Raw genomic sequence first — 23,910 nt, 5'->3', positions numbered from 1 at the left:
GGCCCGGGAGCGAACTGCTTCCCGGGCCCCGGCGGGGAGCCGTCGTCAGGGGACGCGGATGAGCAGGGCGTCGCCCTGTCCGCCCCCGCCGCAGAGGGCGGCGGCGCCCAGCCCGCCCCCGCGCCGCTTCAACTCCAGCGCGAGGTGGAGGACCAGGCGCGCCCCGGACATCCCGATGGGGTGCCCCAGGGCGATGGCACCACCGTTCACGTTCACCTTTTCGGGGCCGATTTCCAGGTCCTTCATGGACTGGTGCGCCACGGCCGCGAACGCCTCGTTGATCTCGACCAGATCGAGGTCGGCGACCGCGCGCCCCGCCTTCTTCAGCGCGTGCTGAATGGCGTTCGAGGGCTGCGACTGGAGCGAGTTGTCCGGCCCGGCGACGTTGCCGTGTGCACCGATCTCGGCGATCCACTCCACCCCGAGCTCCTCGGCCTTCGCCTTGCTCATCACGACGACCGCCGCGGCGCCGTCGGAGATCTGGGAGGCGGAACCGGCGGTGATCGTGCCGTCCTTGGCGAAGGCCGGCCGCAGCTTGCCCAGCGACTCGGCGGTGGATTCGCCCCGGATGCCCTCGTCCTCGGAGAAGAGCACCGGGTCGCCCTTGCGCTGCGGGATCTCCACGGGGGTGATCTCCGCCTGGAAGAGCCCGTCGCGCTGCGCGGCGGCGGCCCGCTGGTGGGAGCGGGCGGCGATCTCGTCCTGCACCTCGCGCGGGATGCCGAGGCGGGTGTTGTGCTTCTCGGTGGAGGCGCCCATGGCCACGCCGTCGAAGGAGTCGGTCAGGCCGTCGTGCGCCATGGAGTCGAGCACCTCGAGGGAGCCGTACTTGTAGCCCTCGCGCGACTTGGGCATCAGGTGCGGGGCGTTGGTCATCGACTCCTGGCCGCCCGCGACGACGACGTCGAACTCGCCCGCGCGCACCAGCTGGTCGGCGAGCGCGATGGCGTCGAGCCCGGAGAGGCACACCTTGTTCACGGTCAGTGCCGGGACGTTCATCGGGATACCGGCCTTGACCGCGGCCTGCCGCGCCGGGATCTGCCCGGCCCCGGCCTGCAGGACCTGGCCCATGATCACGTACTCGACCTGGTCGCCGCCGATCCCCGCCCGCTCCAGGGCCGCCCTGATGGCGAAACCGCCCAAGTCCGCCCCCGAGAAGGACTTCAGCGAACCGAGCAGCCGCCCCATGGGCGTACGGGCTCCGGAGACGATCACGGATGTGGTGCTGCTGGGGGTGGGAGTCATGAGGAGTTTCCTTCCGGGGGGAAGTTAACGAGGGTTACCACTCAAGATACTGAGCGGTACCACCCGCGGTCACCGGTCGGTGGGTGTGACCGTGCGCACGTTGCGTAACCGGGCGGAGAGCGCTGCACTGTTCCCCATGCTGACGCGTATCGACCACATCGGAATCGCCTGCCGGGACCTGGAGGCCACCGTGGACTTCTACTCTCGCACCTACGGCTTCCAGGTGTTCCACACCGAGGTCAACCAGGAGCAGGGCGTCCGCGAGGCCATGCTGCGGATCAACGGCACGGACGACGGGGGCGCCTCCTACCTCCAGCTCCTGGAGCCCATCCGGGAGGACTCGGCGGTCGCCAAGTGGCTGGCCAAGAACGGCGAGGGCGTCCACCACATCGCGTTCGGCACCGCGGACGTGGACGGCGAGGCGGAGGCCATCCGCGACAAGGGCGTCCGCGTGCTGTACGACGAGCCCCGCAGGGGCAGCATGGACTCGCGGATCACCTTCCTGCACCCCAAGGACTGCCACGGAGTGCTCACCGAACTGGTCACCGCGGCGACGCCCGGCGACGGGGAGCACTGAGTCCCGGCCCGCCACGCGCACCGGTCCCGGTCCGGCGGGGCACCGCGCGCCGTCCGGGCGACGGCCCGGCAAGCCCCCCCGGGGGATCGGCACCCGGAGGATCCGCGGACCTCGGCGCTCCGATCCGGTCACACTCCGCCACGCCCGGCGCACCGCCCCGTACCCCCCTGGACCACAGCAGCACCAACGGACCACTGACGTCGGCTTCCAGGCCCGGTAGAGTGGCCCCTCGGCCGGGGCGGGCCCTCCCCACCGTACGGAGATCTCCGGGCTGGGGGCTCGGTCCACGTTCCGCCGATGATCTGACACCATTTCCGGGAGACGTGTCCACTCAAGTCCGGGAGAGGGCTCGGATCATCTCCACGACTACCAGGGGACGGATGGGACCGCGCAGTGCGGGGCTACGACCGCTACGAGGCTGACGATCACCTCTCGCAGTTCGAGGCCGAGATGGAGCGGCTGAAGAAGGAGCGGGAGAAGGCCGTCGAGCATGCCGACGACCTCGGCTACCAGGTCGAAGTGCTGCGCGCCAAGCTGCACGAGGCGCGCCGCGCCCTGGCCACGCGCCCGGCGGGATACGACAATCTCTCCCATCAGGCCGAGCAGTTGCTGCGCAACGCCCAGCTCCAGGCCGACCAGATGCGCGCCGACGCCGAACGCGAACTGCGCGAGGCGCGCGCCCAGACCCAGCGGGTGCTCCAGGAGCAGGCCGAGCAGCAGGCGCGGCTGGAGGCCGAGCTGCATGCCGAGGCGGTACGCCGCCGCCAGCAGCTCGACCAGGAGCTGGCCGACCGCCGCGCGACGGTGGAGACCCACGTCAACGAGAACGTGGCCTGGGCCGAGCAGCTCCGCTCCCGCACCGAGCAGCAGGCCCGCCGGCTGATGGAGGAGACCCGCGCCGAGACGGAGCAGGCGCTCTCCCAGGCGCGCGCCGAGGCGCAGCGGCTGACGGAGGAGTCGCGGCAGCGGCTGACCAGCGAGGCCGAGCAGGCCCGCAGCGAAGCCGAGTCGATCCTGCGGCGGGCCCGCGCCGACGCCGAGCGGCTGCTGACCGCCGCCTCCACCCAGGCGCAGGAGGCCACCGACCACGCCGAGCAGCTCCGCAGCTCCACCGCCGGGGAGGTGGAGAGCAGCCGCCGGGAGTCCGCCGAGCTGATGCGCGGCGCCGAGGAGCGGATGCGGGAGGCCGAGGAGGCCCTGCGCGAGGCCCGGGAGCAGGCCGCCGAGAAGCTCCAGGAGGCCGAGGAGGAGGCGGGAAAGCGGCTCAGCGACACCGAGTCGGTCAACGAGCAGCGCACCCGTACCGCCAAGGCGGAGGTGGCCCGGCTGGTGGGCCAGGCCACCAAGGACGCCGAGGCCATCACCACCGAGGCGGAGCAGGTCCGCGAGGACGCCCGGGCCGAGGGCGAGCGGCTGATCGCCGAGGCCCGCGAGAAGGCCCGCACCACCACGGCCGAGGAGTCCGCGAACCAGCTCGCCGAGGCGGCCCGCACGGCCGAGGACGTCCTCAACCGCGCCTCGGACGAGGCCCAGGCCACCACGAAGTCGGCCGCCGAGGAAGCGGAGCGGCTGCGCCGGGAGGCCGAGGAGGAGGCTGACCGGCTGCGCGCCGAGGCGCACGACGTGGCCGCGGAGCTCAAGGGCGCCGCCAAGGACGACACCAAGGAGTACCGGGCCAAGACGGTCGAGCTCCAGGAGGAGGCCCGCAGGCTGCGCGGCGAGGCCGAGCAACTGCGCGCCGAGGCGGTCGAGGAGGGCGAGAAGATCCGCGGCGAGGCCCGCCGCGACGCCGTCCAGCAGATCGAGGAGGCCGCCAACCGGGCCGAGGAGCTGCTGGGCAAGGCCAAGGCGGACGCCGAGGAGACCCGCACCGACGCCGCCACGGAGAGCGAGCGCGTGCGCACGGAGGCGATCGAGCGGGCCACGGCGCTGCGCACCCAGGCCGAGGAGGCGCTGGAGCGGGCCCGCACGGAGGCCGAGGAGACGCGTACCGAGGCCGAGGAGCACGCCGAGCAGGCGCGCACCGAGGCGGACGAGGCCGCCCGGCGCACCCGCGAGGAGGCCGAGGAGGCGGTCCGCGAGCGGAAGGCCGAGACCGAGGCGGAGCTGACCCGGCTGCGCGAGGAGGCCGAGGCCAGGCTGGCGGAGGCCGAGTCCGGGCTGGCCGAGGCCCGCACCGAGGCCGAGCGGCTGCGCGAGGAGGCCAGGACCGAGACCGAGCGGCTGCGCAGCGAGGCCGCTGAGCGGGTGCGCACGCTGCGTGAGCAGGCGGAGGAGGAGGCGGAGCGGCTGCGCACCGAGGCCGCCTCGGACGCCTCGCAGGCCCGCGCGGAGGGCGAGTCGGTCGCCGTCCAGCTGCGCAGCGAGGCGACGGCGGAGGCCGAGCGGCTGCGCGAGGAGGCCAGGACGACGGCCGACCGGGTGCGCGCCGAGGCGGACGCGGCGGCCGAACGGACGAACACGGAGGCTGCCGAGGCGCTCAGTGCCGCCCAGGAGGAGGCCGCCCGGCGCCGGCGCGAGGCCGAGGAGCTGCTGACCTCCGCCCGCGAGGAGGCGCATCAGGAGCGCACGGCGGCCCGCGAGCAGAGCGAGGAGCTGCTGGCGGCGGCCCGCAAGCGGGTGGCCGACGCACAGGAGGAGGCCGAGCGGCTGACGGAGGAGGCGGAGCGGCGCGCTGCCGAACTCGTCGCGTCGGCCGAGGAGACGGCCCAGCAGGTGCGGGACTCGGTCGCGGGCCTGCGCGAGGAGGCCGAGGAGGAGATCGCCGGGCTGCGGTCGGCGGCCGAACTCGCGGCGCAGACGCTGCGCAGCGAGGCGCAGGAGGAGGCCGACGCGGCCAAGTCGCTGGCCGAGCGCACGGTCTCGGAGGCGGCCGAGGAGGCCGAGCGCACCCGTGCCGACGCCCAGCGCGGCAGCGAGGAGGCCCGCGCGGAGGCCGACCGGCTGCGGGACGAGGCGCGCGAGGAGGCCGCCAAGAAGCGCGCCGAGGCCGCCGAGCAGGCCGACCAGCTCCTCACCGAGGCCCGGCAGGAGGCGGACCGCACGCGTGGCGAGGCGGAGCAGTACAGCACGGAGACCCGCACCGGCGCCGACCGGTACAGCGCCGAGACCCATGCCGGAGCCGACCGGTACAGCCAGGAGACCCGCGCCGAGGCCGAGCGGGTCGGCGCCGAGCTGCGGGCGAAGGCGGAGCGGTTCAGCGAGGAGACGCACGCCGCGGCCGAGCGGATCGCCGAGGAGGCCCGTACGGAGGCCGACCGGCTGCGGGACGAGGCGCGCGAGGAGGCCGCCAAGAAGCGCGCCGAGGCCGCCGAGCAGGCCGACCAGCTCCTCGCCAAGGCACAGGAGGAGGCATTGCGCACGCAGGCCACCGCAGAGGAGCAGGCGGATTCGATGGTCGGTGCCGCGCGTGGGGAGTCCGACCGGCTGGTGACCGAGGCGCAGGCCGAGGGCCGGGAGCTGGTCGAGAAGGCGCGCTCGGACGCGGACACGATGCTGGAGGAGGCGCGCAGCGACTCGGGGGCGATCCGGGAGCGCGCCGAGGAGCTGCGCACCCGCGTCGAGGCGGAGGTCGAGGAGCTGCACGAGCGGGCCCGCCGGGAGGCCGCCGAGGCGATGCAGTCGGCGGGCGAGCGGTGCGACAAGCTGGTGGCGGCCGCCGAGGAGCAGCTCGCCGAGGCGCGGAAGAAGGCCGAGGAGGTGCGTGCGGACGCCGATGCCGAGGCGGGCAAGGTGCGCATCGCCGCCGTCCGGAAGGCCGAGGGGCTGCTGAAGGAGGCCGAGCAGAAGAAGGCCGCCATGCTCCAGGAGGCCGAGCGGATGCGGGAGGAAGCCTCGGAGGAGGCTCGGCACACGGTCGAGACGGGGCAGCAGGAGCTGGATGTGCTGATGCGCCGTCAGGAGGACATCAACGCGGAGATCTCCCGGGTGCAGGACGTGCTGGAGGCGCTGGAGTCGTTCGAGACGCCGGGTGCGGCGTCAGCGGCCGGGGCGGACTCCGGACCGGAGTCCGAGGAGGATTCCGCTTCCGGCTCCGGGGGCGGCTCCGGCTCGGGTTCGGGGTCGGGACGCAACGGGGGGTCCGGCCGGAAGAGTGGACGTGACACCGGCGCAAAGGGTGGTGTGACAGCGGGCGTTGGCGCTGGTACAACTCGTTCGAGTGGCAAGAGTTCGGAGAGTTAGCCACTCGAACGAGGGCACATTCTCCAGATCAAACCCGCATAAGCTCGATGACACGCCGCTTCGGCCCCTAGGATTCCCTCTATCACTCCCCCGTCTGATAACCCGTCTGACTCGACAGGAACCCCATGAGCGACACTTCCTCCCCCTTCGGCTTCGAGCTCGTGCGGCGTGGCTACGACCGCGGGCAGGTGGACGACCGCATCACGAAGCTCGTCGCCGACCGTGACAGCGCCCTGGCCCGTATCACCTCTCTGGAAAAGCGCATCGAGGAGCTGCACCTCGAAACGCAGAACGCCCAGGCTCAGGTCAACGACTCGGAGCCGTCGTACGCCGGGCTGGGCGCCCGTGTCGAGAAGATCCTCCGGCTCGCGGAGGAAGAGGCCAAGGACCTGCGTGAGGAGGCCCGTCGCGCCGCCGAGCAGCACCGCGAGCTCGCCGAGGGCGCCGCCCAGCAGGTGCGCAACGATGCCGAGGCGTTCGCCGCCGAGCGCAAGGCGAAGGCCGAGGAAGAGGGCTCGGGCATCGTCGACAAGGCGAAGACCGAGGCCGCCTCGCTGCGCAGCGAGGCCGAGAAGGACGCCCAGTCCAAGCGCGAGGAAGCCGACTCGCTCTTCGAGGACACCCGCGCCAAGGCGGCCCAGGCCGCCGCGGACTTCGAGACGAACCTCGCCAAGCGGCGCGAGCAGTCCGAGCGCGACCTCGCCTCCCGGCAGGCCAAGGCCGAGAAGCGGCTGGCCGAGATCGAGCACCGCGCCGAGCAGCTCCGGCTGGAGGCCGAGAAGCTGCGCACGGACGCGGAGCGGCGCGCCCGGCAGACCGTCGAGACCGCGCAGCGCCAGGCCGAGGACATCGTGGCGGACGCCAACGCGAAGGCCGACCGGGTGCGCAGCGAGTCCGAGCGCGAGCTGGCCGCCCTCACCAACCGCCGCGACAGCATCAACGCGCAGCTCACCAACGTGCGCGAGATGCTGGCCACGCTCACCGGCGCGGCCGTGGCGGCCGCGGGTCAGCCCGGCGCCGAGGAAGCCACCGACGAGGAGGCCGCGGGCCGCTCGGTGCCGGCTCAGCAGTCCCGCTGAGCGTCCACGCCGGGGGCGCCGTCCTCCGTCGCGTTCGCTGCGTGACGCGGCCGTACGACGTGCCCGTCCGCCGATCCCGCCGCGCGGGGCCGGTGGGGTTCCAGCAGCCCCGCCGGCCCCGCGCGGCGTGTGTGCGTGTCTACGACACACGGCACACGCCGACCGGCCGACTCCGGAGCGATGCGTTTCGCGTGTGCGGATGATGTGCGGATAATGCGCACGAGTGGCGGGAGCGGGGAGCGGCCCTTAGCGTCGAAGAATGATCGAGTTGCGGGATCTCACCAAGAGATACGGTGACAAGTTGGCCGTCGACGGCCTCAGCTTCACCGTACGTCCCGGTACGGTCACCGGATTCCTGGGCCCGAACGGCGCGGGCAAGTCGACGACCATGCGCATGGTGCTGGGACTCGACGAGCCGACCCGAGGAGACGTCCGGATCGAGGGAAAGCGCTACCCGGAGCTGCGCGAGCCGCTGCACAGCATCGGCGCACTGCTGGAGGCCAAGGGCGTCCACGGCGGGCGCCGGGCCCACGACCACCTGCTGTGCCTGGCGCAGTCCAACGGCATCCCCGAGCGCCGGGTCGGCGAGGTGCTGGAGATGGTGGGCCTGCGGGAGGTGGCGCGCAAGCGGCCCAAGGGGTTCTCCCTGGGCATGGGGCAGCGGCTGGGGATCGCGGCGGCGCTGCTGGGCGATCCGCGCATCCTGATGTTCGACGAACCCGTCAACGGGCTGGATCCGGAGGGCATCCACTGGATCCGCACGCTGATGCAGCAGCTGGCCCGGGAGGGCCGGACGGTGTTCGTCTCCAGCCATCTGATGAGCGAGATGGCCCAGACCGCCGAGCACCTGGTCGTCATCGGCCAGGGCAAGCTGCTGGCGGACACCTCGATGTCGCAGTTCATCGCCGAGAACTCGCGTACCCACGTCCGGGTGCGCACCCCGGAGCCGGAGCGGATGCGGGACCTCCTCACCGAGGCCGGGCTGCGTCCGGCGCCGGGTGCGGAGGGCACCCTGGAGGTGGACGACGGGGACGCACCCCGGATCGGCGAACTGGCCGCCGAGCACGGCGTGGTGCTGCACGAGCTGAGCACCCAGCGGGCCTCCCTGGAGGAGGCGTTCATGCGGCTGACGGCCCAGAGCGTCGAGTACCACGCCGCCGCACCCGGCGGCGCGCCCCCGCCGCCGGTGCCGCAGGAGGGGACGGCGCCGCCTCCGGACGGCGCACAGACCCCTCCGGGCCCGGCCGGGCCGCCCGGGGCGTGGGGCGAGGGCTGGCAGGACCGGAAGGGGCGCCGAGGATGAGCCACAGCACGCGGGTACTCAAGTCCGAGTGGACCAAGGTCCGCTCCGTCCGCTCCACCGTCTGGACACTGGCCACCGCGCTGCTCGTCTCGGTCGGCCTGGGCGCCCTGATCTGCGGGGTGACCGCGTCCACCTTCGACGACATGTCCGGCTCGGAGCGGATGACGTTCGACGCCACCTACACCAGCTTCGCGGGGATGGGCATCGGACAGCTCGCGATGATCGCGTTCGGTGTGCTCATCGTCTCGGCCGAGTACAGCACCGGCATGATCCGCAACTCGCTGGCCGCGGTTCCGCAGCGGGGCACGTTCCTGTGGAGCAAGGTGCTGATCGCCGGGGCGCTGGTCCTGGTCGTCGGGATGGTCACCAGCTTCTGCGCGTTCTTCCTCGGCCAGGCGCTGCTCGGCTCGCACGGGGTGGGCATCGGCGACGAGGGCGTGCTGCGCGCCGTGGTCGGCGGCGGCCTCTACATGGCGCTGATCGCGATGTTCGCCGTGGGGATCACCTTCGTGCTGCGCAGTCCGCTGCTGGCGTTCGCGATCCTGATGCCGTTCTTCTTCCTGATCTCGAACATCCTGGGCAACGTCGAGGCGACGAAGAAGGTCGGCCAGTACCTTCCGGACCAGGCCGGGACGACGGTGATGGCCGTGGTGCCGGACACCCTGAACCGGCCGTACGGGCCGTGGGAAGGACTGCTGATCATGGTGGCCTGGACGGCCGCCGCACTGCTGGCGGGCTTCTTCGTCCTCAAGAAGCGCGACGCCTGAGCCCCGCGGATGGCCGGGCCCGGACACCGGCCGGCCACCGGGGCCCGGAGGCGCCTCGCCCCGCCGGGCCTGGGTGCGCGTCGGCCCCGGTGTGCGCTGTCCCCGGCGTGCGCGCGGCGGGCGGGGGTGCGCACGTTGCCGAAGGGCGCCGGGCCGGGGGCGTGCGCGCTGCCAGGGGGCGCCGTAGGGAACCGATTCCCCGCCCCGTAGCCTCCTAGCCCATGTCCGGGGGCGAACGAGCCCCGAACTGCGTCCAGGGGCAAAGGATGATCGAGGCGTACGGCCTGACGAAGCGCTACGGCGCCAAGACGGCCGTCTACAACCTGTCCTTCCAGGTTCGGCCGGGAGCCGTGACCGGATTCCTGGGGCCCAACGGCTCCGGGAAATCGACCACCATGCGCATGATCCTGGGGTTGGACACACCGACGTCCGGCCAGGTCACCGTGGGCGGCCACGCGTTCCGCGGGCTGCCCAACGCTCCCCGCCAGGTCGGCGCGCTCCTCGACGCGAAGGCGGTGCACGGCGGGCGCAGCGCCCGCAACCACCTGCTCTCCCTCACCCAGCTCTCCGGCATCCCGGCCCGCCGGGTCGACGAGGTGCTGGGCGTGGTGGGACTGCAGGACGTCGGCCGGAAGCGATCCAAGGGGTTCTCGCTGGGCATGGGCCAGCGGCTGGGCATCGCCGCGGCGCTGCTCGGTGACCCGCAGGTGCTGCTCTTCGACGAGCCGGTCAACGGCCTGGACCCGGAGGGCATCCTGTGGGTCCGCAACCTGATGCGACAGCTCGCCGCCGAGGGCCGGACGGTGTTCGTCTCCAGCCATCTGATGAGCGAGATGGCCCAGACCGCCGACCACCTCATCGTCATCGGCCGCGGGCAGTTGATGGCCGACATGTCGGTGCGGGAGTTCATCGAGCACAACTCCATCGGCTTCGCACGGGTGCGCACCCCCGACGGTGAGCCGGAGCAGCGGGAGAAGCTGCTGACGGCGCTCCAGGAGGCGGGCGGCCAGGCGCAGCCCGAGGAGGACGGGGCGCTGCGCGTCACCGGGCTCCCGCTGCCCCGCATCAGCGATCTGGCGCACGGCGCCGACGTACGGCTGTGGGAGCTGTCGCCGCACCAGGCGTCGCTGGAGGAGGCGTACATGCGCCTCACGCAGGGCTCGGTGGACTACCGCTCGACGGCCGACATGCGCTCCGGCCTGCAGCAGCCGATGGGAGCGCCGGGAGCGGCCGGCCCGGGAGCGGTGCCGCCGCAGGCGGCAGCGGTTCCGGGGATGGCCGCGGCGCCGCAGATGCCGCCGGCGCCGCAGGGTGCCCCGCAGCCGGCTCCGTACGGCCCGCCGCAGCAGCAGAGCGCCCCCATGCAGCAGGGCGCCCCGCTGCAGCCCGGCACTCCCGCGCCGCAGGGCCCGCCGCCCGCGGTTCCGCCGCAGCCCCGCGCCCCCGAGGGGGGCACGCTCCAGATGCGGGCGCCGCAGGCCCCGGCGGGCGGCCCAGGCGCCCCGAATCCGTACGCGACCGACAGCCCCGCGCCCCCGGTCGGCCCACCGGCCGGAAACCCGCCCGCCCCCGGCAGCACGGCCGACAGCGCCAAGAACGAAGGCGAGGACGCCTGATGAGCATCCAGCAGCACCACGGCCAGGCGGCTCCGGGTGCGCCGCAGCAGCAGGCGGCGCAGGCGAACTGGCCGAACGGAATCGCCCCCTACAGCTCGCCCATTCCGATGGCGCGCACTCACCTCGGCCACGCGCTGGTCTCGGAGTGGACGAAGATCCGCACCGTCCGCTCCACCGTGTGGACGCTCAGTCTGATGTTCGCACTCGTCGTGGGGATCGGTTTCCTGACGGCGCTGGGACTGAGCGGTGACGACTTCACCGGCCAGCCGCTGCTGGCCGGGGGCCTGTTCGGGCTGATGCTCGGGCAGATCTGCGTGATCACGCTCGGCGTACTCGTGGTCACCTCCGAGTACGGCACCGGCATGATCCGCACCACCCTCACCGCCTGCCCGCAGCGCGGCAGGGTGCTGCTGGCCAAGGCGGTGGTCTTCTTCGGACTGGCCTTCGTGACCACGACGCTGGCCTGCACGCTCACCGCGCTGATCAACTCCGCGCTGCTGGGCGACCAGACCCGTCCCTCGTACGTGAACGCCGAGGACTTCAGCGGGTCATTCGAAGGAGGGAAGGTCGTCGCCTCGGGCGGCGAATGGCTGGGCGCCACGGTCGGCGCGGGGCTCTACGTGGCACTGCTGGGGCTGCTGTCGCTGGCGGTGGGCGCGTTGCTGCGGCACTCGGCGGGCGCGATCACCACGATGCTGGGTGTGGTGCTGCTGCCGCTGGTGATGGCGCTGTTCATGGTGGGCGAGGCACTGCAGGACGTCCGCAGGATGCTGCTGGAGTACTCGCCCCTCAACGGGCTGGCCTCCCTCTACCGGATCCCGATGAGCGACGACCAGGACACGACCGGATGGCCGCTGCTGGGCGGCCTGGCGGTCGTCACGCTGATCGTCCTCGCGGCGGCTTACGCGCTGCTCAACAAGCGCGACGTGTAGGCCCGCGCGGCGGCGCCCCGCGCGGGCCCCGCTGCCTCCGCGTATCCGCGTTCAGTAGCGCGGTGCGTTGCGGGACCGCTGGAGCCTGGCGCTCCGGCGGTCCCGCGCGTTCCAGCAGGCACGGTGCCAGTGCCGGCGGTCGGCCACATCACCTTCCAGGGGCCAGACCACCACATGCGGGACGCCGGGCGGGATCTCCTGGTCGCAGCCGGGGCACCGGTAGTGCTTGACCGCGGCGCCCCCGCTTATCTGCCGGACGGCCCACTCCTCGCCCTGCCAGTCCTCCGTGCGCTGCAGCCCGAACCGCTCCCGCCCCTCGTGCTCCCCGCCGCCGGGGGTCCCGGATCCGGTGCGGGCGGCCTTGGCTGACTTGACGGCGCCGCTGCGGGAGCGGTTACGACGCGGGGACACGGGGGCACCTCGGGGGTCGACGGCGATGGGCGCGTGCCCGGCCGGTCACGCCACGGTGTGCGATACGCGCGGTTCTGCTGCCGTGTGGCACGGCGGCCGGGTATTTTCCAGCCTACGCAGAGGACCGACGACCGCACGCCCCCGTCCACAGGTGCGAACGAGTCGGCGTTCATCCGATGAACAGCACTACGGACCGTGCCTTCGGCACCCCGGCCGCCGTTAGTGCTGGATGGGGTGTCCGGTCCTGCCGAACGCCCGGCCCGGACCGGACCGGCCGCGGGCAGCCATGAGAGCGGTGGGGAATGCAGGTTGGAGCTTTCGTCCTGGGCGCGCAGTTCCCGGGCCAGCAGCAGGGAGAGGCGCTGGAGAGGGCCGTGGGGGTCGCGGAGACCGCCGAGCGGGCGGGGCTGGACCACATCTGGCTCGCCGAGCACCACTTCGTGTCGTACGGCGTATGCCCCTCGGCGGTGACGCTCGCCGCGCTGCTGCTGGGACGCACCCGGCGGATCGGCGTCGGCACCGCGGTCAGCGTGCTGCCCAACGCGCACCCGGTCGCGCTCGGGGAGCAGACCGCGCTGCTGCACCTGCTCTCCGAGGGGCGCTTCACGCTCGGGGTCGGGCGCGGCGGGCCGTGGGTGGATCTGGAGGTCTTCGGCGGCGGGACCCGCGCGTTCGAGGAGGGCTTCCCGGAAGCGCTGGACCTGCTGCTGCGCTGGCTGCGCGAGCCGCGGGTGGGCGCGGACGGCGAGCACTACCGCTTCCGCGAGGTGGCCGTGGTGCCGCGCCCGGAACCGGCCGGGCACCCCGGTACCGGTGCGGGTGGCGGGCCCGGCGTGGTCGTCGCCTGCACCTCGCCGGGAACCGTCCGGCTGGCCGCGGAACGGCTGCTGCCGATGCTACTGGGCATGCACGCCGGGGACGCGGACAAGGCGGACATGACGCGGCTGTGGCGCACTGCGGCGCTGGCGGCCGGCCATCCTCCGGAAGCGGTCGCGGCCACCGCCCGGCGGCATGTGTCGGCCGGGGTCGTGCAGGTGGGCGACTCCCGCGAGGAGGCGCGGCAGGCGCTGACCAAGGCGATGCCCGGCTGGTTGCAGGAGGGCCTGGGGCAGCATGTGACCGTGGACGGCCGCCCCCGCTCCATGCGCGACCCGCTCGCGTACACGGAACTGCTGTGCGAGCTGCACGCGGTGGGCTCGCCCCGGCTGTGCGCCGAGCGGCTCGCGGCGACGGCCGAGCGCACCGGGATCGAGCGGTTCGCGCTGCTGGTCGAGGGTACCGGCGAGCGGGACGGCACCCTGCGGAACGTCCAGCGGCTGGCCGGCGAGGTGCTGCCGCTGCTCGCCTGAAGCCGGGCTGCGGTCCGGCATCCGATCCCTGGCGCGGCCTCCCGCAAAGGCCGAAAAACGTTGCAGCCGGACGGTGTTGCCCGACGGCGCCGGACTGCCGCAGGGCACAGCGGCGTTGCGGCGGTGGGTCCCCACCGCCGCAACGGACACGGCCGTACCCGCCCGACGCCCAGCGGCCCCGCGGGCCGCTCAGCAGTCGCGCAGCTCCGGCGACTGGTTGAGGAGCTGCCCGCGTATGGAGGTGAAGCGGGCGAGCCGGTCGTCAGCCGACGTGTCCAACGGGAAGACCGCCACCCGGTGGCAGTTCTGGAAGGCGAGCCGCACCCCGAAGTGCCGCTCCAGGGCACCGCGGATCGCGTCGCTGGCCAGCGCGCGGAGCAGCTGGCCACGGTGCTGCTCGTCCGGGGGTGGCGTCTGGTTGTCGGCGAACTCCCCGCCGTCCACCTTCAACTGCGCGACGAGCGAACTGACCATCTCCCACGCGTACGGGAGGGAAGTGCGGACGCAGTCGACGAACGCCGCCTCATCCACCTCGCCACGCTCTGCCTGGTCCAGAAGCGCAGGTGGGACGTCGAGCGACATGGGGTTCTCCTCTCGCGACCCGGGCCCTGGGGCCGAGGTCTCTTGGGGGTGAAAGGACATCACCGTGTAGTCGCGCAACCTCGCACGGCGACGTCCAGCCTTACCGTACGGCTCCGGACGTGAGGGCAGCACGAGAATGGGAATACTCGCGCCACTGCCGAACACCTCATCCGGGGGCGAATCGCGCGCGGTGGCGGCGGTCGAGTAGCGTGACCGACCATGCGTCTCGTCATCGCCCGCTGCTCGGTCGACTACGCCGGCAGGCTCACCGCGCATCTGCCCGCCGCACCCAGGCTGATCCTGGTCAAGGCGGACGGCTCGGTGTCCGTCCATGCCGACGACCGGGCGTACAAGCCCCTCAACTGGATGTCTCCCCCGTGCACCCTGAAAGAGGGGGACGACCAGCGCTGGACGGTGGAGAACAAGGCGGGCGAGAAACTGATCATCACGATGGAGGAGATACTGCACGACTCCTCCCACGAACTGGGCACCGATCCGGGGCTGATCAAGGATGGCGTGGAAGCGCACCTCCAGGAGCTCCTCGCCGACCGCATGGAGACGCTGGGCGAGGGCTGGTCCCTGATCCGCCGTGAGTTCCCCACCGCGATCGGCCCCGTCGACATCCTGGGCCGCGACAGCGACGGGACGACGGTCGCCGTGGAGATCAAGCGCCGCGGGGAGATCGACGGCGTGGAACAGCTCACCCGTTATCTGGAGCTGCTCAACCGCGATCCCCACCTCGCCCCCGTCAAGGGCGTCTTCGCAGCACAGGAGATCAAGCCCCAGGCCAGGGTGCTGGCCGCGGACCGCGGCATCTCCTGCGTCACCCTCGACTACGACGGTCTGCGCGGCATCGAGGACGACAAACTCCGGCTGTTCTGAGCCCACACCGCGGCGCTCACCGGCCTCGGGGGGCTCACCGGCCGTCGAGGGCGGCCGGTGAGCCCGGCGACGCGCCCGCAGCCGGTTTCCGGCACCCGCACCCGGGGCGCGAGCGGTACCCGCCGGGCGGCCCGTGCGGGGCGCCCGTACGGCGCGTCAGGACGCCGAGGGCTCGGGCGCGCTCGCATCCGCACTGCCGCTGGGCGACCGCTCCGGTTCGCCACCGGTCTGGGTGGTGGTGTTGTCCGCGCCGCCGGAGGGCGTCTTCGGCGGGTCCTCGGAGGTCGGGTCGTCGCTGGGGGTGGGCGAGGGGTCCTCGGAAGTGGGCGGGTCCTCCGGCGAGGAGGACGGGGGCCGGTGCGAGGACGGCGGATCGTCCGGCGAGGACGGCGGCTCGTGCGGGCTGCCGGGGTCGTCGGGAGCTTCGGAGGAGCTCTTGGAGGAGCTGGGCTCCTCCCCCGGTTTCCCGGCCTCCCGCGAGGAGGCAGGACTGTCCGTGCCCGGCGAGGGCCGGCCCGCGACGGGCCGCTGGTCCGGCTGCCCGCTCCGGCCGCCGTCTCCGGGCGCAGCGTCGCCGGGGGCGTTGTCCTCGTCGTCCTGCGAGGTCGCCGAGTCCGGCTGCACGGAGTCCGGCGGGCTCTCGTCGGAGACGGTGCCCAGAGTGACGACGGTGCCGAGCACGGCCGCCAGCAGGGCGCCGGCACCGGCCGCCGCCAGGTTCCGCTTGCTGCTCGTGAAGGCGCGCCAGCCGCGCGCGGTGCCGTGCCGGCCGCTCGCGGAGGCGGTGCCGCCGACCGGGGGTGCCGCGTCCTGCGCGCCGTCCGAGGGGGAGACGAGTGTCGCGCCCGGCTGCTGCTGGGCGGCGGCGGTCGAGAGCACCGGAGTGGTGGTGGCGTCCGCGGCGGCCCGCGCTGTGCCCGGCGCCGGCGCACCGGCCGGGGCGGAGAGCTGGTCGGTGACCAGTGCGAGGGCCCTGCGGCCCGCGACCGTCCCCCGCTGCTCGGCCAGCGTGCCGCGCAGCCCCAGCGCCGTCTCCAGTTCGGAGCGGGCCCGCTCGGCGTTGCCCGCGGCCAGGGCCAGCACGCCCAGCTCGTGGTGGAAATAGGCTTCCTCGGCGACCTCCCCGGAGGCCCGTGCCGCCTCCTGGCCGGCGCGCAGCACCCGCTCCCAGGCGCTCCAGCGCATCGCCGCGGCCAGCACCGGCGCCGCGGTGCGGGCGAGCAGTACGGCGGCGCTGGCGCTGCCCGTGCGCTGTGCGCCGCGCACGGCGGCGAGCAGCGGGTCGGCCTCCAGCGCGACGCGGTCCGCGTTGACGGTGGTCTGCCCGGCCCACCAGCTGTAGTGCTGAGCGGCGGTGAGGGCGTAGGGGGTGGCCGTCTCGGCGTGTCCGGCCTCGGTCAGCTCGGCGGCGCAGCCCGCGGCGAGCTTGAAGTGGTCGCCCGCCGGGCTGAGCAGTCCGGCGGCCAGCAGTTCGTCCTGGCAGTCCGCGGCCTGTGGATCGCCGACCAGGGCCGGCAGGTGTTCGGCGTGCGGCAGCTCTCCGCCGAGCGCGAGGGCGAGCCGCAGCGTCTCGCGGCCCGGCTCGGAGAGGGCCGCGGCCAGCAGGGGGGCGAGTGCCACGTCGTCCGGCAGATCGGCGACGACGCTCTCGCTGCCCTGCAGCCGCAGCAGCGCGCCGGCCTGGACGAAGCGGAGCGGCAGCCCCTCGGAGCCGAACCACAGGTCGGCGGCCCAGTCGGCCTCACCGTCGGTGGCCTGGCGGTGCACGGCCCGCTCCAGCAGCTCCAGGCAGGCGGTGCGGCTGAGTCCGGGCAGGAACACCTCTTCGAGGCCGGAGCCGGGAGCGGGCGCGGGTACCTCGGGCGTGGCGGTGAACAGGAAGGCGCATTCGGGGGTGGCCCGCAGCATCTCGTCGAGCGCCGCGCCGCCGAACTCCAGGTCGTCGACGAGCACGACGGCGCCGATCCGGCCCAGCGCGCTGTCCAGCTCGGCCTTCCCCGGGCGGTGCTGGGGGGCGCTGTGGACCGCGGCGAACAGGTCGTACAGCAGATCGCTGGGGGTGCGACGGTACCCGTTGAGCCGGACCACTCCGTCGGGGGCCAGGGTGTCGACGTCCTCGGCGACGGCGTCGAGGAGGACGGTGCGCCCGGATCCGGCGGGTCCGGTGAGCCGGACCGAGCGGCCGCGGGAGAGCAGCCGGGAGAGCCTCTCGCGCTCCTCGTCGCGCTCCAGGAGGCTGCCAGGGGGCAGCGCAGCGGCGACGGTGGCCTCCTGGACCGGACGGTCCCGGAGGGCGCGCTTGCGGGGGGCCTCGTGCTCGGTGCCGGGCGGGCGGGGTTCCACCTCGCTGCCGTCGACCGGGTTGACCGTCACGAGGTACCGGTCGGCGACGAGCCGGACGGCCCGGACCTGTTCGCCGCTGGTCCCACCGCTGGTGGACGGTTGCTCGTCGCCGTGTGCGGGACGGTCGCTGCCGTGCCGTTCCATCGTCATGTCTCCCAAGAGCAGGTGGCGCGATCGGCCGACCGGGAGGGGCCGGTCCGGCGCACGGCCCCCATTGTCCAGGAAGCGACGGCGCGTGAGGGCGGTACCGGCCCGGCTGTCATGGCTTCGCCAGGATACCGGGCTGCCCGGGGCGGGATCCGACGGCCGGGGAGGCGCCCGGCGCGGCGGTCTCGATGGCCAGGATCCGGTGCAGCCGGGTGGCCACCAGCAGGCGCCGCATCTGCGGGGGCACCTTGCGCAGGACGAGTCTGCGGCCGCAGCGTCCCGCGCGGCGGTGTGCGCCCATGATGACCCCGAGCCCCGTGGCGTCCCACGAGTCGAGCTCGGCGAGGTCCAGCACGAGGTCGCCGTCGCCCGAGTCGACGGCTGCGTGCAGGACCGTACGGGCGTCCGCCGCGCTGCGGACGTCGAGACGACCTCCGACGACCAGCTCGGCGTGGTCGCCCCTGATATGCATATGTGCTCCCGGCGTGGTGTCCGTGGCGTGGTTCCTCATGCTGGTGCAGTCCCACTGCGGATGACTGGTGCCACAGCGGCGGAGTTGCCGTCCGTTTCCGGACCGATACCGAGTTTCACCCCCACGGGTGCCCCGGGCGACGATCCGGCCGCCGTCCGGCCCGGCCTCCCCGCTCCGGCGCGGCCGTGCGCGCCGCTCCAGGCCGGGCCGCGCGCGGCGGGGTGCCGGTACGGCCGAGGGGCGGATCGGCGCCGCCCCGCACCGCACCGGCCCCGGGGTCAGTGCTGGTAGAAGCCCTGCCCGGCCTTGCGGCCCAGGTCCCCGGCGTCGACCATGCGGCGCATCAGCTCGGGCGGGGCGAACTTGCCGTCCTGGGACTCGGTGTGGATGTTCTCCGTGGCGTGCAGAAGGATGTCCACGCCGGTCAGGTCGGCGGTCGCCAGCGGGCCCATGGCGTGGCCGAAGCCGAGCCGGCAGGCGGTGTCGATGTCCTCGGCCGAGGCGACGCCGGACTCGTAGAGCTTCGCGGCCTCCACCACGAGCGCCGAGATCAGGCGGGTGGTGACGAAGCCTGCGACATCCCGGTTGACGACGACGCAGGTCTTGCCGACCGACTCGGCGAACTCCCGTGCGGTGGCCAGGGTTTCGTCGCTCGTCTTGAGGCCGCGGACCAGCTCGCACAGCGCCATCATGGGCACGGGCGAGAAGAAGTGCGTGCCCACGACCCGCTCCGGCCGGGCGGTGGCCGCCGCGATCTTGGTGATCGGGATGGCGGAGGTGTTGGAGGCGAGGACGGCCTCGTCGCGAGCGAGCTTGTCGACGGCCGCGAAGATCTCTCGCTTGACCTCGATCCGCTCGAAGACGGCCTCGACGACGACATCCGCCTCGGACACCGCCTCCAGGTCCGTGGTGGTGGTGATGCGGCCGAGGGCGGCCTCCGCGTCCGCCGCGTCGAGCCGGCCTTTGGAGACGAACTTGTCGTACGACGCCTCGATCCCGTCCCTGCCGCGGGCGAGCGCCTCGTCCGTCACATCGCGGAGCGTCACGTCCCAGCCCGCCTGAGCGGAGACCTGTGCGATTCCGGAACCCATGAGTCCGGCTCCGATGACGGCGAGCTTCTTCGCCACGTTCTTCACCCTCACTTCGTCGCGCCGGCCCGCACGCCCGCTGCGGCGGCGTGCCCGGCGCCTTGTGAATGACCGTTCGTTGGGCGGACATTAGCGTCTCCCGGCGGGGCGTGGGAGACGAAGAGACACGTATCACGTCTCACATGGCGGACGTCACACCCCGCGCGCCGCAGCCCGCCGCCGGTCCCATCAGCCGGGCCGCACCGCGTACTTGAGGAAGCGCTCGGAGACGAGCCCCTCGTAGGTGTCGAGCTTCCCGAGGGCGGCGAGCGCCGCCCGTTCGGGTGACATCCCGGCGGCGATCGCCCGGGTCGCGCCCCGGAAGAGCTGGTTGGAGATGTGGACGAGCTCGCCCGCGACCAACTGGGGCATGGGGTCCTCGGGGTCGTCGCCGGTCTCCTCGGCGAGGGTCTCGGTGAGCCGCTCGGCCGTCCGGTACTGCATGAGCATCATCCGGGCCAGCAGGGAGGGCGCCCCGTGGATGCAGCGCATGAAGGCGTCATAGCCCTCCATCACCCCGGCGTAGACGCTGCGGTCCTCGATCTCGGCGCGCAGCCTGCCCAGCACCGCGTCCGCAGCCGACTGGCCCGGCAGCCGCTCGCGCACGAACCGGGAGGGGCGGTCGATCACCTCCTCGGCGCGGTCGAAGAAGAGGTCCTCCTTGGTCGGGAAGTAGTTGTAGACCGTGTTCACCGAGACGTCCGCGGCCTCCGCGATCTCGGCGATGGTCACGGCGTCGAAGCCGCGGTCGAGGAAGAGTCCCGTGGCGATGTCGGAGATCCGCAGCCGGGTCTCGCGCTTCTTCCGTTCCCTGCGGCCCTCCTGAGGTGCGGTGCTGGTCATGGCTCCATCGTAGGCCGGGCATGGTGGCGGTGAAATTTTGGAGGGATTGCAAATTTTAAGTCACTCTGTTTTTCTGGGTGCCATGCCAGCAGCCATCCGGACTTCCGGGCTGACCCGGATGTTCCGTATCAAGTCCGCCATGTCTCGTGCACCCCGCACGTCCCGCCCATTCCGCACGCCCCGCACGCCCCGCACCGTCGAAGCCGTCCGCGGCATCGACCTCACCGTCGAGCAGGGCGAGATCCTCGGCTTCCTCGGCCCCAACGGAGCGGGCAAGACCACCACGCTCCGGATGCTCACCACGCTGCTGCCGCCCAGCTCCGGCACGGCGACCGTCGCCGGGCACGACCTGCGGACGGATCCCCGCGGGGTACGGCGGCGCATCGGATACGTGGCACAGTCCGGCGGCACCGACCCCGCCGTGCGCGTCCGCGAGGAACTGACCACCCAGGCCAGGCTCTACCGGCTGGCCGGCAGCGCAGCCGACCGCCGCACCCGGGAGCTGGCGGCGGACCTCGACCTGACCGGTCTGCTCGACCGCCCCTGCGGCGCGCTCTCCGGCGGGCAGCGGCGCCGGCTCGACATCGCCATGGCCCTCACCCACGACCCGGAGCTGATCTTCCTCGACGAACCCACGACCGGACTCGACCCCGGCAGCCGCGCCGAGGTGTGGCGGCTGGTGCGGCGGCTGCGCGACGAACGCGGCGTCACCGTCTTCCTGACCACGCACTACCTGGACGAGGCCGACGCACTCGCCGACCGGCTGGTGATCGTGGCCGAGGGGCGGATCGCGGCCCAGGGCAGCTCCGCGGAGCTGCGGCGCACCTACGGCGGCTCGGCCGAGGCCGGGCTGCAGGACGCCTTCCTCGCCGTCACCGGGCGGCCCGTGCCGCGCGAGGAACAGGCCCCCGTCGCCGTCTGACGCTCCCCGACCGCCTCCGCAGAGAACGGACCACCCCGCTGTGCACCACCTGCTGACCGACACCCGGATCATCGCCGGCCGCTGCCTCCGGCAGACGGCCGCATCGAAGCTCGGACTGCTCTTCGGCCTCCTCCAACCCCTGCTCTTCCTGCTGTTCTTCGGCCCCCTGCTGGAGGACCTGAGCATCGGCGGGGACGGCGACTCCTGGCAGACCCTGGTGCCGGGACTCCTCGTCCAGCTCAGCCTCTTCTCCTCGGCCTTCGCCGGATTCACCCTCCTGATGGAGAAGCACCACGGCGTGGTCGAGAGGATGCGGGTCACCCCGGTGAGCAGGCTCGCGCTGCTGCTGGGCCGACTCGTGCGCGACGTCCTCCAGCTGTCTGTGCAATCGGCCCTGCTCGTCCTGGCCGGCGTCGCGATGGGACTGCGCGCGCCGCTGACCGGGATCCTGCTCGGCTTCGCCCTGGTCGGCCTGCTCGCCGCGGCCCTCGCCGCACTGTCCTACGCGCTGGCGATGCGGGTCAGCACCCCGCAGGAGTTCGCACCGGTGATCAACTCCCTGAACATGCCCGCGATGCTGCTCTCCGGTGTCCTGCTGCCGATGACGCTGGCGCCGGGCTGGCTGGACGCGGTCTCGCGCTGCGTACCGTTCCGGTACGTCGTCGAGGCCGTGCGCGACGCCTACACCGGGGACTACGCGGACGGCACCCTGGCCCTCGGCACGGCGGTGGCCGTGGCACTGGCCGCCGCCGCGCTGGCGCTGGGCACCCGGGTGTTCCGCAGAGCGGGCGCCTAGGGACTCCCCGGACTCCCCCGGCGGCGCCCTTCCCCGGCGGCGGGTGCGGGCTACGCTCGCTGCATGGTTAACCTCACGCGGATCTACACCCGGACCGGCGACAAGGGCACGACGGCGCTCGGCGACATGAGCCGCACCGCCAAGACCGACACCCGGATCGCGGCGTACGCCGACGCCAACGAGGCGAACGCCGCGATCGGCGTCGCGCTGGCCATGGGCGGACTGGACGAGCCGGTCCGCAGCGTCCTGCTGCGGGTGCAGAACGACCTGTTCGACGTCGGCGCCGACCTGTCCACGCCCGTCGTGGACGACCCCGAGTTCCCACCGCTGCGAGTCGAGCAGACCTACATCGACAAGCTGGAAGCCGACTGCGACCGCTTCCTGGAGGAGCTGGAGAAACTCCGCTCGTTCATCCTTCCGGGCGGCACCCCGGGCGCGGCGCTGCTGCACCAGGCGTGCACCGTCGTACGGCGGGCGGAGCGCTCCACCTGGGCGGCCATGGAGGAGCACGGCGAGACGATGAACCCGCTTCCGGCGACCTACCTCAACCGGCTGTCCGACCTGCTGTTCATCCTGGCCCGGACGGCCAACAAGCCGGTCGGCGACGTGCTGTGGGTGCCGGGCGGCGAGCGGTGAACGCACCCGGCGCCCGGCCCGCGCGGGGACGGCCCGCACTGCTGATGGATCTGGGCGGGGTGCTGGTGGCCGACAAGTTGCCGGCCGCCGCCGAGAAGTGGGCGGCGCGGCTGGGCCGCTCCGAGCGGGACATCGTCACGGCCGTCTACGCGGGCAACGACACCGAGGTGCTCGTGGGGCGGATGAGCGGCGCCGCGTGGTGGTCCGTCGTCCGCGAGCGGCTCGGCCTGGACGCGGCAGCCGTGGCCGAACTGCGCCACGATCTGGCCGGCGACCCGGCGTGGGACACGGCACTGCTGGGCGCGGTGGCCGCGCTGCGGGGCCGCGCGCGTACGGCGTTCGTCAGCAACGCCTGGCCGGACGCCCGCGTGAACCTCGCCCCGCACCTGCCGGTCGCCGACGCGGTCGTGCTCTCCTGCGAGGTGGGCGTCGCCAAACCCGATCCGCGCATCTACACCCACACCCTGGACCTGCTCGGCGCCGCCGCCGAGGACGCGCTGTTCGTCGACGACGTCGCGGAGAACGTCGAGGCCGCCCGGGCGCTGGGGATGGCCGGTCATCTGCACACCGGCACCGACGGCAGCCTCGCCGTCCTGGAGGCGTTCACCGCCCGGCTTCCGCAGGTCACAGACCTGTAGCCAGCGGTCTGCCGCCGAGGGGAACCGGGTACTGTGCGTGCATGGCCATACCGGGGGCACAGCCGCAGCAGCCGTTCTCACAGCAGCCCACATCCATCGGGACACCCGCGTACCAGTTCAACCCGTACGCGCAGCCGCCCGGTCCGCCCGGGCAGCCCCCGACGGGGCAGGGACGCGGCGGCGGGCCACGCTGGCTGTGGGCGCTGGGCGGGGTGGTGGTCGCCTCGGTCACCTGGGCGGCGACGCTGATGGCGACCGGGGCGCTGGAGAAGGACACCGCCGACTTCCGCGGCTACCGCTTCCACCACGACATGTGCGAGACCGCGGAACTCGCCTCGTTCAAGGAGGACTACGAACTCAAGGACACCTCCTCGGACTACCCCGACGGCTACTCCTCCCGCCAGAAGGGGTACGACATCAGCCAGTGCAGCCGCACGATGACCAAGAAGGGCGAGACGTCCAGCACGCCGCCCACCACGTACGTGAGCACCACCGTGGAGTGGCACAAGAAGTCCGATCCCACCGGGGAGTTCGCCTCCGAGCAGCAAGTGTGGGAGGACCAGAAGTCCCGTACGTACAAGTACGAGGTCTCCTCCGTGGACGGCTTCGGCGACGAGGCGTACCTGATCAAGGAAGAGCGGGGCAGCAGCCTGGGCAGCCTCAAGCTGACCGTGCGCGCGGGGTGGATGACCTACGAGATGCGCTGGAGCTGGTTCGGCGGCGGCATCGACGAGGACACCGACCCGCCGTCCGCCGACACGGTCACCGAGTGGCTGAAGACCGACACCCGCGCCACCCTGAAGGCCCTGGAGAAGCCCGACTCCAAGGACGTCCCCGGCCGCGACCCCGACGCCTGACGCGCTCGCGGCGCCCTGCGCCGCGGCACGGGTGAGCCTCCGAGCGGCGAAGACCCGCGGTCGGCGGTTACTCCCGGACCCGCGCGGCCGACGGGTCCGCCCGCCCCTCGGGATGCCGATGGGCGGCCGACGAGGGCCTCGCTTCGGACTCCCGCTCCGTGCGTCCGGGCCCGGCATCGGACTGCGCGGGCCGGGGCTCGGACC

General features: G+C 73.2%; 21 protein-coding genes. 14 read left to right on the top strand and 7 right to left on the bottom strand.

Features of this window, described 5'->3' with window-relative positions; all coding sequences use genetic code 11:
* Positions 1-45: 45 nt before the first annotated feature.
* The gene (locus ACFYMO_RS13480) at positions 46-1,245 is read right to left on the bottom strand and encodes an acetyl-CoA C-acetyltransferase (protein WP_366772903.1); all 1,200 of its coding nucleotides are present in this window, start codon (positions 1,243-1,245) and stop codon (positions 46-48) included.
* 136 nt (positions 1,246-1,381) lie between these two features.
* On the opposite strand from ACFYMO_RS13480, the gene mce reads away from it, so the two are divergent.
* The 7 genes from mce to ACFYMO_RS13445 all read left to right on the top strand — a co-directional run bounded on the left by mce (position 1,382) and on the right by ACFYMO_RS13445 (position 11,701).
* A complete protein-coding gene (mce, locus tag ACFYMO_RS13475) occupies positions 1,382-1,822 on the top strand; it encodes a methylmalonyl-CoA epimerase (RefSeq protein ID WP_019354649.1) in 441 nt (146 codons plus the stop codon).
* A gap of 393 nt (positions 1,823-2,215) precedes the next feature.
* Entirely contained in the window at positions 2,216-6,004 is a 3,789-nt protein-coding gene (gene scy, locus ACFYMO_RS13470; RefSeq protein ID WP_366772904.1) for a polarized growth protein Scy, read from the top strand.
* 125 nt (positions 6,005-6,129) lie between these two features.
* A complete protein-coding gene (locus ACFYMO_RS13465; protein WP_019354647.1) occupies positions 6,130-7,083 on the top strand; it encodes a cellulose-binding protein in 954 nt (317 codons plus the stop codon).
* Between the two features lie 259 nt (positions 7,084-7,342).
* On the top strand, positions 7,343-8,386 hold the full coding sequence (locus tag ACFYMO_RS13460; RefSeq protein WP_388546259.1) for an ATP-binding cassette domain-containing protein: 1,044 nt from the start codon (positions 7,343-7,345) through the stop codon (positions 8,384-8,386).
* Complete coding sequence (locus ACFYMO_RS13455; RefSeq protein ID WP_366772906.1) at positions 8,383-9,153, top strand: ABC transporter permease subunit; 771 nt, start codon at positions 8,383-8,385, stop codon at positions 9,151-9,153. The genes ACFYMO_RS13460 and ACFYMO_RS13455 overlap by 4 nt, the downstream gene beginning before the upstream one ends.
* 266 nt (positions 9,154-9,419) lie before the next feature.
* Entirely contained in the window at positions 9,420-10,769 is a 1,350-nt protein-coding gene (locus ACFYMO_RS13450) for an ABC transporter ATP-binding protein (RefSeq protein WP_388546256.1), read from the top strand.
* Positions 10,769-11,701 (top strand): ABC transporter permease, encoded by a 933-nt coding sequence (locus ACFYMO_RS13445; RefSeq protein ID WP_366772908.1) that lies wholly within the window; start codon positions 10,769-10,771, stop codon positions 11,699-11,701. The genes ACFYMO_RS13450 and ACFYMO_RS13445 overlap by 1 nt, the downstream gene beginning before the upstream one ends.
* A gap of 51 nt (positions 11,702-11,752) precedes the next feature.
* On the opposite strand, the gene ACFYMO_RS13440 is transcribed toward ACFYMO_RS13445, so the two are convergent.
* Entirely contained in the window at positions 11,753-12,112 is a 360-nt protein-coding gene (locus tag ACFYMO_RS13440) for an ATP/GTP-binding protein (RefSeq protein WP_366772909.1), read from the bottom strand.
* Between the two features lie 302 nt (positions 12,113-12,414).
* On the opposite strand from ACFYMO_RS13440, the gene ACFYMO_RS13435 reads away from it, so the two are divergent.
* Positions 12,415-13,461 (top strand): LLM class flavin-dependent oxidoreductase, encoded by a 1,047-nt coding sequence (locus tag ACFYMO_RS13435; protein WP_366772910.1) that lies wholly within the window; start codon positions 12,415-12,417, stop codon positions 13,459-13,461.
* A 189-nt stretch (positions 13,462-13,650) separates the two neighbouring features.
* Here ACFYMO_RS13435 and ACFYMO_RS13430 read toward each other — a convergent pair whose 3' ends face one another.
* Positions 13,651-14,043: an SCO5389 family protein gene (locus ACFYMO_RS13430; RefSeq protein WP_019354640.1), complete on the bottom strand. Its 393-nt coding sequence runs from the start codon at positions 14,041-14,043 to the stop codon at positions 13,651-13,653.
* A 219-nt stretch (positions 14,044-14,262) separates the two neighbouring features.
* Here ACFYMO_RS13430 and nucS point away from each other — a divergent pair, with 219 nt between their 5' ends.
* On the top strand, positions 14,263-14,925 hold the full coding sequence (gene nucS, locus ACFYMO_RS13425) for an endonuclease NucS (RefSeq protein ID WP_019354639.1): 663 nt from the start codon (positions 14,263-14,265) through the stop codon (positions 14,923-14,925).
* Positions 14,926-15,081: 156 nt separating this feature from the next.
* Here the strand turns inward: nucS and ACFYMO_RS13420 are convergent, their stop codons facing one another.
* The 4 genes from ACFYMO_RS13420 to ACFYMO_RS13405 all read right to left on the bottom strand — a co-directional run bounded on the left by ACFYMO_RS13420 (position 15,082) and on the right by ACFYMO_RS13405 (position 19,857).
* Positions 15,082-17,418 (bottom strand): ATP-binding protein, encoded by a 2,337-nt coding sequence (locus ACFYMO_RS13420; protein WP_366772911.1) that lies wholly within the window; start codon positions 17,416-17,418, stop codon positions 15,082-15,084.
* 109 nt (positions 17,419-17,527) lie between these two features.
* Positions 17,528-17,887, bottom strand: a complete 360-nt coding sequence (locus tag ACFYMO_RS13415) for an STAS domain-containing protein (protein WP_366772912.1) — start codon at positions 17,885-17,887, stop codon at positions 17,528-17,530.
* Between the two features lie 278 nt (positions 17,888-18,165).
* Entirely contained in the window at positions 18,166-19,014 is an 849-nt protein-coding gene (locus tag ACFYMO_RS13410) for a 3-hydroxyacyl-CoA dehydrogenase family protein (protein ID WP_366772913.1), read from the bottom strand.
* Positions 19,015-19,203: 189 nt separating this feature from the next.
* The gene (locus ACFYMO_RS13405; protein ID WP_366772914.1) at positions 19,204-19,857 is read right to left on the bottom strand and encodes a TetR family transcriptional regulator; all 654 of its coding nucleotides are present in this window, start codon (positions 19,855-19,857) and stop codon (positions 19,204-19,206) included.
* Between the two features lie 139 nt (positions 19,858-19,996).
* Here ACFYMO_RS13405 and ACFYMO_RS13400 point away from each other — a divergent pair, with 139 nt between their 5' ends.
* The 5 genes from ACFYMO_RS13400 (at position 19,997) to ACFYMO_RS13380 (ending at position 23,706) form a co-directional block, all read left to right on the top strand.
* Positions 19,997-20,779 (top strand): ABC transporter ATP-binding protein, encoded by a 783-nt coding sequence (locus ACFYMO_RS13400; protein ID WP_388546248.1) that lies wholly within the window; start codon positions 19,997-19,999, stop codon positions 20,777-20,779.
* Between the two features lie 40 nt (positions 20,780-20,819).
* Positions 20,820-21,575 carry an ABC transporter permease gene (locus ACFYMO_RS13395; protein ID WP_366772916.1) on the top strand — a complete coding sequence of 252 codons (756 nt, stop codon included), beginning with the start codon at positions 20,820-20,822 and terminating at the stop codon, positions 21,573-21,575.
* A 63-nt stretch (positions 21,576-21,638) separates the two neighbouring features.
* A complete protein-coding gene (locus tag ACFYMO_RS13390) occupies positions 21,639-22,211 on the top strand; it encodes a cob(I)yrinic acid a,c-diamide adenosyltransferase (RefSeq protein ID WP_366772917.1) in 573 nt (190 codons plus the stop codon).
* Positions 22,208-22,849 (top strand): HAD family phosphatase, encoded by a 642-nt coding sequence (locus tag ACFYMO_RS13385; protein WP_366772918.1) that lies wholly within the window; start codon positions 22,208-22,210, stop codon positions 22,847-22,849. The genes ACFYMO_RS13390 and ACFYMO_RS13385 overlap by 4 nt, the downstream gene beginning before the upstream one ends.
* 41 nt (positions 22,850-22,890) lie before the next feature.
* Positions 22,891-23,706: a hypothetical protein gene (locus ACFYMO_RS13380; RefSeq protein WP_366772919.1), complete on the top strand. Its 816-nt coding sequence runs from the start codon at positions 22,891-22,893 to the stop codon at positions 23,704-23,706.
* The last annotated feature ends 204 nt before the right edge of the window (positions 23,707-23,910 follow it).

Origin of the sequence: Streptomyces sp. NPDC007025 (assembly GCF_042869455.1) — a bacterium.
Classification (GTDB): Bacteria; Actinomycetota; Actinomycetes; order Streptomycetales; family Streptomycetaceae; genus Streptomyces.
Note: the sequence above shows the minus strand (reverse complement) of the source record. Positions and strands in the feature narration are given on the sequence as shown.